We start from the raw sequence: 11,393 nt of genomic DNA, 5'->3' as shown, positions 1-11,393 counted from the left end.
TCATGCACCCACAGCTCAAGCAAGGAAAAAGCACTAAATAACAAACTATTTTTACTTCAAAAAAATTATATTTTTTCATATTCACCTGCAAAAGCAAAACAATTCTCAAGTTGAAATAAAATAATCAGCAGATGTTAGAAATCGCCGATGCAATTACCGTAAACACATCTTTGCATGAGTAAAATTGTCATCTTATATTTTCATAAAAGGATTGAAAATGAAAATTAAAAGCATTCTCGTAGGATTATTTATTCTGCTTTTGAGTTCGCAAGCATACGCGCACTCACTGTTTATGTCCCTGACCGACATCGACGAAAACACGATTGAGGTTGAAGGAATGTATTCCACAGGTGAAATGGCCGTCAAAACCCCTGTAAAAATATACAGAACCAAAGACAATTCTTTGCTCTGGCAGGGTGAAACCGATGAACTGGGAACATGTATCTTTGTGCGCCCCGCAGAGCCCTATGAAGTGGAACTCGACGCCGGTCCGGGACATCAAGTCAGAGAAGATGGAATATAGTTTCAATAACTACAAAGCTTAGGAGAAATAATCTTGTTAAAAAGAACATTCTACACCATGACCCTTTGTCTATGTGCGCTAGTGCTTCCAGCTCACGCCGCCCATGCTCATTCCTTATGGGTAAACCTATTTGAATCCCACATGCATGAACCTGGGCATGTGCTCACAAGCCTGGGCTGGGGCCATTTCGCTCCCCTTGATGACCTGCTCTCCTCCCCTACTGCTTCAGCAAATATCGTCAAGTATTACATTACTGCCCCGGATGGAACCGAAGTCGAACTTCCCCTTCCGAAATCAGCTGTGGAGACCGTAACTGAGACTCCTTATGCGGACATCGTCACCGGCGATATCGGGATAAGAAAGATTGCTCTGAAAAAAGACTCTCCTGAAGGAACATATCAGGTAGCTGCGACCAGCAAAGTCAGCTTCTTTTCCCGCTACAAAGATAAAAACGGAAAGATGCGCATGGCGGCAAAACCCATGGATCAACTTACAAACGTTGGAGAAGTGCTGGAAAGCTTCCGTTACTCCCTGAACGCAAAAGCCTTCTACAGCATAGGTAAATGGACCAAGCCCAAACCGGCCGGATTTGATCTGGAAATTACCCCCGAAAGCAATCTCTCCGATGTTCGCAAGGGTGACATGGTTTCCTTTGATATTTCTTTCATGGGTAACCCCGTAAACACCGACAGCAACGCAATTAACTATATGACTCTCACCAGTGACACCTTTGGTGGACCGGACGGCTACTTCCTTTCAGCATACATTATGAACGGAAAAGCCAAATTCCGAATCCCAACAGCAGGTCACTGGGTAGCCAATGTCTACGTTACACAGCAGACCTCACCCAAAGGCCCTCTATCCAACCTAGCGAAAAAATGCAGCAAAGTTTTTTCGTGTGCGACTGTCAGCTTCACAGCCAACCCCTAAAACCCATATCCCCACGAAAGCGGGGATACACTTATTCAGGTACTCAGCATGCTTAATATACAAGAATTAGATGGATATAATTACGATAACGTTTCCGACTGGCTACTAAAGCAGATACAAAAACAAACTTCGGCAACTATCTGCCATAATACTCCTCTGGCTGATCAGGGCTTATCTTCGCTTGAATTATCCAATCTTGCCGCCAAGACCTCACAAAAATATTCAGTTGAAATAACTACTGCCGATATTTTCTCACATCCTACTATCCAAGATTTCTCCAGACTTGTTTTGGAACGCAAAAATACTTTTCCCGCACCGGCGAAGCAGCCCCAAAGCAACCAACCAGACGGGCGCATCGCTATTATTGGTATGTCATGCTCATTTCCCGGGTGCGGTAACTCACTCGAAAGCTACTGGAACCTGATGAACAGCGGAGACCACGGACTGAGCATCATTCCGGACAGCCGTTGGAACAAAAGTATTTTTTACTCACCAAATTCCGAAAAAGGTAAAAGTTACGTAAACAAAGGCGGATTTATAGATGATATGGAAGCCTTCGATGCAGAATTGTTCGGAATTTCCCCACGGGAAGCAATGGTTATGGACCCACAACACCGCCTGCTGCTGCAAGCGGCATGGAGAGCCCTTGAACATGCGGGAATGACTCCGCGCAGTCTGGCGAAATCCAACACCGGTGTTTTCATTGGGATTTTCAACAACGACTACGCAAGCCGGGTAAAACAGTATCGGCAGGATCTGGATATGCACTCGGCCACCGGGATGTTCGGCAGCATGGCCGCCCATAGAATTTCTTATCACCTTGACCTGACGGGCCCCAGCATGGCTGTAGATACGGCATCTTCAGCTTCTCTTTCCGCGATTCACATGGCTGTAAAATCTCTGGCCGCAGGAGAATGCGATATGGCTCTGGCCGGAGGGGTAAACGTAATACTTTCCCCGGAAATGCACATTCTCTGCTCGCAAGCGGGACTTATGGCCCGTGATGCACGATGCAAAACTTTTGATGATTCCGCTGACGGCTATATCAGATCGGAAGGACTCGGGGTTGTAGCACTGAAGCCACTAGATAAGGCTATCAAAGACGGCGACCCCATTCAGGCAATAATCGCCGGAACAGCAGCCAATCAGGATGGACGAAGCAACGGTATCACAGCCCCCAACGGAGAAGCTCAGCAAAGACTTCTGCAACAGGCATTGGACAACGCAGGTCTGAAGCAGGAACAGATTCAGTACATTGAGACGCACGGAACCGGTACTCCACTTGGCGATCCCATTGAAGTGGAAGCGATTTCAAAAGTTTATCGGCATGAGCAACGTCAACACCCTGTAATATTAGGTTCTGTAAAGCCATGCATTGGTCATGCGGAATCTGCGGCAGGCGTAGCCGGACTTATTAAGACTGTCCTTTGCATGCAGCATGAAGAAATCCCAGCCCAACACGCATTCAAGAAACTCAACCATCGTCTGGAAAAATTTAAATCATCATTTTTGCTACCCCAGTCCAACACTAGATGGCCGGAGACCGGAAATCAACCCAAGAGGGCCGGAGTCAGCAGTTTCAGCATAGGTGGAGCGAATGCACATGTGCTTCTGGAAGAATCCCCCAAAGCAGAAGGGAAAATATTCTCCCGAAAAAACAATAAAGAGTTCATCCTGCCCATAGGGGCCGACACTCCTAAACGTTTGCGGGACAAAACCATAACCTACACTAATTATCTCGAACAGCAAGGTCCTCAATTTTTCGAAAATATCGCCTATACAAGTGGACGCGCCGCCAACTCTGAACAGGTAGGAACGGTATTATCCGCGCCAGATTATGACGGGATAATTAAGCAGCTGCGGGAATTTTCCGAATCAGGAAATTACGATTCGATAAAAAACAAACCGCATAAAACAGCCTTTCTTTTTACAGGACAAGGCTCGCAGCATCCGGGCATGGGACTTGAGCTTTACAACTCCTTCCCGTTTTTCAAAAAACAGATAGATCATTGCGCTGACATCGCGTCTTCTGAATTGGGCGTAAACCTGAAGAACCTTCTCTTCGAATCATCACAGGAAAAACTCAACCAAACTAATTATACCCAGCCCGCTTTATTTGCATATGAATATTCTCTGGCCCGCCTCTGGATGGAATGGGGCATAGAACCGGCAATCATGCTGGGACACAGTGTCGGAGAATATGTCGCCGCCTGCCTTGCCGGAGTATTCTCTCTTGAAGATGCTCTGTCACTTGTCATTAAACGGGGAGAAGCAATACAGAAACTGCCTGCTTCAGGAACTTCTGCCGGAGGCATGTACGCTGTTCTCACTCCTCAGGAGCAAATCCAAAACATTCTTAATGATTATAACGATCTAGTGGACATTGCTGCGGTAAACGGGCCAGAAAACATTGTTATCAGTGGCAATCTGGAACTATTAAAACCCATAATTTCTGAGCTGGAATCGCAAAACATCAAAACCGTACAGCTTTCAGTCTCCCATGCTTTCCACTCTAAATTGCTGGAACCTGCTCTTGCAGAGTTTCACAATACAGCACAAAAAATATCCTACTCCCCTCCTTCCATTCCCATAGTTTCAAACGTCACCGGTGAGATTGCCATCGGCTACATGCTGCAAAGCGCTGACTACTGGTGCGCGCATATGCGCAAGGGAGTTCAATTCCTGCAGGGAGTAAAAAGTCTCGAAGGTTTCGGTGTAGACAGCATCACCGAAGTCGGACCGAAACCTATTTTAACAGCAATGGCTAAACGAATCATTCCTGATTTCTCCGGCTCATGGATTGCTGCAAAACAACTTTCTGACAAAAAAAGAACCGCAGCTGAAACCGCAGCACTATCCGACCTCCTTCAAGCCGGACAGAAGATTAAATGGGATAAAGTCTTCCCCGAAGGGAGCGTGGTTTCTCTTCCCCCCACAAAGTTCAACAAAACAAAATTCCTCTTACCTCCGACGGATTCAGTAGACAAAGCTGAACAAGGAAAAACAAGTCTTAAAGGACTGCTAAAAGAGACTCAAAGCGGATCTTCCAAGCAAAAGGAAAACGCAGAACTGTCCGGGACCGCAAAACTCCTGCTTGGATGGATTGCAGAGGAGATGTGGACCAAACCGGAGAACATTCTCATGAATGTCCCGCTTGCTTCGCAAGGTATGGATTCCCTGATGGCCTTCCGCATGGTTGAAACCATCGCTTCTAAAACAGGATGCAAAATACCTCTGGCAGACGTTATGCAAGGGTCGCCCGCAGCTATTCTGGAAAAGCTGCCCTCTGAGACCTCTGAAGAATCTGAAATACGGAACGAACAGACAAAATCCATCCAGCTAAAAACTGATCCTGAAAACCAGAACACTCCCTTCCCCCTTACCGACATCCAGCACGCATACTGGGTTGGACGGGAAGACATGGAATCCGGCGGAGTATCCTGCCACCTCTATCTGGAGCTGGACCTGAATTCCTTTAACAAGGAAAAAGCCGATATGGCTGTCAATACGCTTATTGAACGTCACCCTATGCTTCGAACCATAATCCACGAAGACGGGAAACAGCAGGTTCTCGAAAAAACTCCAAGATATTCAATCTCCACAGAAAACCTGAGTTCAATGGCTGAAGAACAGGCAGAGATTGAACTGGAGGCCGTCCGCGACTCCATGTCACACACGGTTCATTCCAGCGACACATGGCCGTTGTTCGCGCTTCGCGCTTCCAGAAAGCCGGATCAATCCACCCGTCTGCACATCAGTTTCGATCTCCTCATCGGGGATGGAATGACACTGCTTATTCTGGCAAGAGAACTATCCGCTCTTTATAACGCAGTTCCTGAACCTTCGCAGAATTTGGAAGACATGGTTAAACAGGCTGCAAATAAGTTTCCGGCTTTGAGTCTTACTTTTCGTGACTGCGTAATGCACGAGAAGCAGACCGAAAAATCGGATAGTTACGAAGCTGCTGAAGCATATTGGTCCCAGAAATTAACATCAATCGCCCCGGCACCGGAACTGCCTACCGTATCTAGTCAGGAAGGAGCCGGACGTTTTGTCCGCCGCAGCGGCAAACTTACAGCCGCTCATTGGCGCAACCTCAAATCCATGGCTTCCGAATACAACCTCACCCCTTCAGGGCTGCTTTTGGCTGTCTTTGCGGAAGTGATCGGGGCATGGAGCAAATCTCCGGATTTCACCCTCACCCTGACAATGTTCAACAGACCTACGGGGCATAATGATATACCGCATCTGGCCGGTGACTTTACATCATCCATGCCGCACTCTGTTTCCTTGAGAGATAAAACATTCCTGCAACGGGCGCAGTCAATTCAGGACGACCTGTGGCAAAACCTCGAACACCGCATTTACTCCGGCGTAAAAATCCTGAGGAAACTACGGGCAGCGGGCTTACCTTCCGCAATGCCTGTGGTCTTCACCAGCCTGCTGCCCATCACCAGAAATGAACCTCGAGGATTCTTTCCTGACACCCTTCCGGAAGGATTGATACGTGAAGTGCCCTTTGGAATCTTCCAGACCCCTCAGGTCCACCTCGACCATCAGGCGTGGGAAGATGCAGGCGACTTAAAATGGAACTGGGATTTCGTTGAAGACCGTTTTCCAGAGGGTATGATTGAGGCCATGTTCGAGAGTTACAGCAAACTGCTGATAAATCTCGCTGAAAGCAGATCAGCATGGAATAAACAAATCGCGGTACGCCTCCCTGAATCACAACGCAGGCAACGCATTGCTTCCAATGACACTAACGCCTATCTGCCCTCCGGTCTACTGCACTCGCCGATCATGGAAATGATCCATACTAACCCGGAAAGAACCGCCATAATCAGCGGCGATAAAAAAATCAGCTATGAGCGCCTTGGCGAGGCTATCAATTCCATCGCTGCGACACTGGCCGAATTAAGCATTAAGCAAGCGGAACCAGTTGCGGTCCTAATCCCTAAACATTGGCTGCAAACGGCTTCAACCATCGGCGTACTCCAAGCCGGAGGAACTTACCTGCCCATAGATCCTGATCTACCGAAAGAAAGAATCTCAGCAATCATAAAGCAGGCTGATCTGCGCTCGGTTCTGACTCTATCGAAACAGAAAATAGAATTGCCGGAACATATACAACGAATTGACGTGGACAGAATTTTAGAAGCCGAACCCCAAAAATATTACGGCACTGAAAATCCCTGCTCCCCGGAACAACTGGCCTACATAATCTTTACTTCAGGCTCTACCGGAACACCCAAAGGCGTGGCAATCTCGCACGCAGCAGCAAGAAATACCTGCGAAGACATCAACCGTCGCTTCAGGGTGACTTCCGAAGACCGGGTTATGGGACTGGCCCGTCTGAACTTCGATTTATCTGTTTATGATATTTTCGGAGTACTCGGAGTCGGAGCAACCTTAATTCTGCCTGCACAAGATGAACTACGAAACCCGGAAGCATGGTTGCAGATCATGGATCAACACCGGGCAACCCTCTGGAACTCCGTGCCCGCACAGCTTGAAATGCTGATAACCTCCATGGAGAACAGGCATAGCTCCAGCGAAACACCTTCACTGCGGCTTGCAATGATCAGCGGAGACTGGATTCCGGTTACCCTGCCGGAGAGAGCTAAACGGGTTCTCCCAGCCATGGAACTTCACAGTCTTGGAGGAGCTACAGAAGCTTCAATCTGGTCGATTCATTACCCCGTAGGACGGGTTGAACCGGACTGGAAAAGTATTCCCTACGGCAAAGCCATGACCAACCAGACCTTCCATGTTCTTTCCCACAATGGCGGGAACAGGCCGGACTGGGCTGTCGGCGATCTCTATATCGGTGGAAAAGGACTTGCGGACGGATACTACAATGATCCCGAAAAAACTGCTGCGGCATTCATATCTCATCCCATAACCGGCGAAACCTTGTACAAGACCGGAGACTTGGGACGTTGGCTCCCCTGCGGGAATATAGAATTCCTCGGACGGGATGACTTTCAGGTCAAAATCAGGGGGCACCGCATTGAATTAGGTGAAATTGAAGCCGCAGCCACAAGTGCGGACAATGTAATTGACGCAATTGCCATTGCTGCCACGCGCCCCTCGGGAGGCAAGGTATTAGCCTTGTTCTTTAGAACCGAATCAGATTCCGAGAAGACTTCGGAAGAAATTATTGAAGCCTGCAAAAAAATGCTTCCAGACTACATGCATCCGGATGAAATTGTTGAGGTGCAGGAATGGCCGACATCCCCCAGCGGGAAAATAGACCGCCAGAAACTGATTGTACCGGAAAGAGCACTAGATCCCCGGCACACCGCAGCTGAACAGCAGCACCTTACCGCAGAAGAAAAGGTTCTGCAGGAAATCTGGACCAGTATTCTTGGAACCGATACTCCATCACTTGAATCAGACTTCTTTGCTCTTGGCGGAGATTCACTGCTGGCTATCAGGCTCGCTGCCGCAATCCGCAAAAAAATGGACAAAGAATTACCACTGGGTAAAGTTTTCGAACTTTCAACCCTGCGCAAACAAGCAAAATGGCTTGAAGAACAGACAACGCAACGTCAGGAATTGCCGATACTCATTTCCTGCCCTGAAGAAGCCAACGCCTCCTTCCCGCTGTCTGACATTCAGCAGGCATATTGGATCGGACGCGGAAACCTTTACGCTTTGGGCGGCATTTCCACTCATATCTATCTTGAAATAGATAGCTGGCTGACTGATGCCGAACTGCTGGAATATACATGGAACGAGTTGATTAAACGTCACCCCATGCTACGCGCTATTGTAGATGATGACGGCAGACAGCAAGTACTTGCTGAAACGGACTGGCTGAATTTTCCTTACTCTGATTTACGCAAAAATTCTAAACAGGAAAAACAGGCAGAGCTTGAGAAAGTCCGTGCCGAACTTTCACATCAGGTCCTTAATCCAGCTCAGTGGCCCCTGTTTGATATTCGCTTAAGCAGAACCGATGACAAAAACATGCGCATCCACATGAGCTTTGATGCTCTTTGCGTGGATATATGGAGCCTGTTTCTGGTCATGGAGGAATGGAAAAAACTTTATGTCGCAGCAAAGGAAAATAGAAAGGCGACCCTCCCAGTACTGGACTTAACTTTCCGTGATTACATCATGGCTGAACGCGAGTTCAGAAAAAGCGACTCCTATGCTCAAGCTAAAAAATATTGGATGAATAGACTTAAATCCCTGCCTGCAGGCCCGGATCTTTCTCTTGTCAAAAGACCGGAGGAGATAGGAATCCCTCATTTCTCAAGGCTTGAGCACAGTCTTGAACCGCAAATCTGGAAGACAATCAAACAAAAGGCATCGAACTCAAATATCACTCCATCATCGCTGCTTTGCGCCGCTTATACCAAAACCATTGCCGCATGGAGTAAATCGCCAAGATTCTCCATCAACCTGACTCTGTTCAACAGGGCCCCGATCCATAAGGATATTAACAGTATCGTCGGGGACTTTACTTCCCTTACGCTGCTTGAAACACCGGATCACGCTGCAAAATCCCTGTCCGATAATTTTTCCGAATACGCAGGACTTCTTCAGCGCAGGCTATGGAAGGACCTCGACCACCGCCACTTCGGCGGAGTTGAGGTAATGCGCGAAATGGCCAAAATTGCCGGGGACGACCATGCCGTAGTGCCAGTGGTTTTCACCAGTGCCATCGGTTCGGAAGCTCTTGGCAGGGATGCTTCAGTCATAGACTCCTTCGGTGTCCAGAAATACTGCCTGACCCAGACCCCGCAGATCTGGTTGGACCATCAGGTTTATGAGAACAAGGAAGGTCTGGTATTTAACTGGGACTATGTAGCCGAACTATTTCCGCAGGGAATGATCGAAGACATGTTCTCATCTTATAAAGACCTACTTTACAGACTTGCTGAGTCAGACGACTGGACCTTTATCGAAGCAGTGCGTCTGCCGCAGCCACAGGCTGAGCGCCGCAAATCATATAACAATACGGCAGAGAAACCCGGCACTATACCGGATCAGGCTGCTCCGCAAGGAACCAGATTCCTTATTGACGGATTCATGTACCATGTTGAACGTCAGCCGGAAGCTCCGGCACTGACAACCGCAGAAGTGACTCTCAATTATGGGGAGCTGTACACTAAAGCTGTGGCAATCGCTTCGGAAATTCAAAAACGCGATATTACTCCCGCAAGTGCGGTAGCAGTGATCCAGCCTAAAGGAATTCGTCAGATTGCAGCCGTTTTAGGAACTCTTCTGGCTGGCTGCCACTACATCCCTATCTCACCGGAAAGTCCTGTACAACGCACCTGCAAAATACTCGATAACGCAAAATGCAAACTGGTAATCACCAGTCCGGATACCGCCAAGAATATTCCCGAAAACTATGATTTGCTGACTGATGAACCGGGAATACCGGACTACTTTAACTGGGAACAAAAAGGCTCACCATCCGACACAGCCTACTGCATCTACACATCCGGCTCCACCGGTGATCCCAAAGGGGTAGTCTTGAACCATCAAGGCCCCTGCAATACCTTCGACGATTTGAAAACCCGTTTTCAGATCACCCCCGAAGACTCTGTTTTAGGACTAGCCAACCTCACCTTCGACCTTTCCGTCTTTGATATTTTCGGAATTCTCGATGCTGGAGGAACATTGGTTATGCCCGAACCGGAAAGAGAAAAAGACCCGCTTCGCTGGCTGGAACTGCTAAAACAGCAACAGATCACCATCTGGAACACAGTTCCCATGCTTATGGAAATGCTTGTGGAATATTGTGAGGCTACGAACAAAAAACTTCCATCCTCCCTACGCTTGTGCATGATGAGCGGCGATTGGATTCCGCTGACCCTGCCGCAAAGAATAAGGGCTTTGAGTGATTCCTGCCAAATCGTTTCACTTGGCGGAGCAACCGAGGCTTCAATTTGGTCCATCCTCTACCCGATAGAGAAGATGAATAAGCAATGGCAAAACATTCCTTATGGCTCTCCCATGTATAACCAGCAATTTCACGTGCTTTCTCATGACCTGTCTCCCAAACCGGAATGGGCTGTTGGTGAATTATATATCGGCGGTGACGGACTGGCACTCGAATATCTTGGAGACCAAGACAAGACAGCTGCCCATTTCATCAGGCACCCCCGCAGTGGAGAACGTTTATACCGCACCGGGGACCTTGGCTACTTCCACCCTGATGGAACGATCCGTTTCGTCGGCAGAAATGACAGCCAGATCAAACTGCGCGGTCATCGCATTGAGCTGGGTGAAATAGAATCTGCCGCAATTCGGACTCCACAGGTAATCAATGCCGCAGCGACTATTATCGGCGAAGGAACAGAAAAACGTCTGGCCGTCTATTGTCAGAGTGAAAAAAGACAGGAACATAACTTAGAAGAAAGCATTGTCGCCAGGCTTACCGAGGCTTTGCCCCCATATATGCTTCCTGACTATCTGGTCCTGCTGGACAAACTACCACTGACTGCCAACGGCAAAGTAGATCGCAAAGCACTGCCGAAACCGTCTGCTGAACATTCGATGTATAAAGCCACTCCCAAACTAGATAGCGAAGCGACTGATAAATCAGCTGCTTTCGCTTCAGATGATACAGGTACAACCCGCTCCATAGAAAAATTTGCCGAAACAATCGAAGAAAAGCTTAACGAACTCACCGGAGGAGACTGCTCCGATCACGGTGCCAGCTTCTTTGATCTCGGTGCAAACTCCCTGCACCTGATCCGCTTACAGAACAGCCTGACCCGTGAACTGGGTATATCCCTTGATGCTGTAACAATCTTTGCCAATCCGAGTATCAGCAAGTTGGCTGAAGCATTGCAATCCATGCTCAATCAACCTTCTGAGACAGAAGCCCCGGATCAGGATAGTCCCAAACAGAATACTTCCCGAAACAGAAGACGCAACCGCCGCAAAGCCCGCGTCTAACAATAAGAATGGATAAAAC

At 48.2% G+C, this 11,393-nt stretch carries 3 protein-coding genes; all 3 read left to right on the top strand.

What is annotated here, in order from left to right:
• Window positions 1-217: 217 nt before the first annotated feature.
• The 3 genes from ACKU40_RS05240 to ACKU40_RS05230 are packed head-to-tail and all read left to right on the top strand — an operon-like array spanning window position 218 to window position 11,374.
• Window positions 218-523: a hypothetical protein gene (locus ACKU40_RS05240; protein WP_320175467.1), complete on the top strand. Its 306-nt coding sequence runs from the start codon at window positions 218-220 to the stop codon at window positions 521-523.
• Window positions 524-556: 33 nt separating this feature from the next.
• Complete coding sequence (locus tag ACKU40_RS05235; RefSeq protein WP_320175466.1) at window positions 557-1,453, top strand: DUF4198 domain-containing protein; 897 nt, start codon at window positions 557-559, stop codon at window positions 1,451-1,453.
• A gap of 48 nt (window positions 1,454-1,501) precedes the next feature.
• Window positions 1,502-11,374: a non-ribosomal peptide synthetase/type I polyketide synthase gene (locus ACKU40_RS05230; protein ID WP_320175465.1), complete on the top strand. Its 9,873-nt coding sequence runs from the start codon at window positions 1,502-1,504 to the stop codon at window positions 11,372-11,374.
• The last annotated feature ends 19 nt before the right edge of the window (window positions 11,375-11,393 follow it).

Source organism: Maridesulfovibrio sp. (genome assembly GCF_963666665.1).
GTDB lineage: Bacteria > Desulfobacterota > Desulfovibrionia > Desulfovibrionales > Desulfovibrionaceae > Maridesulfovibrio.
Note: the sequence above shows the minus strand (reverse complement) of the source record. Positions and strands in the feature narration are given on the sequence as shown.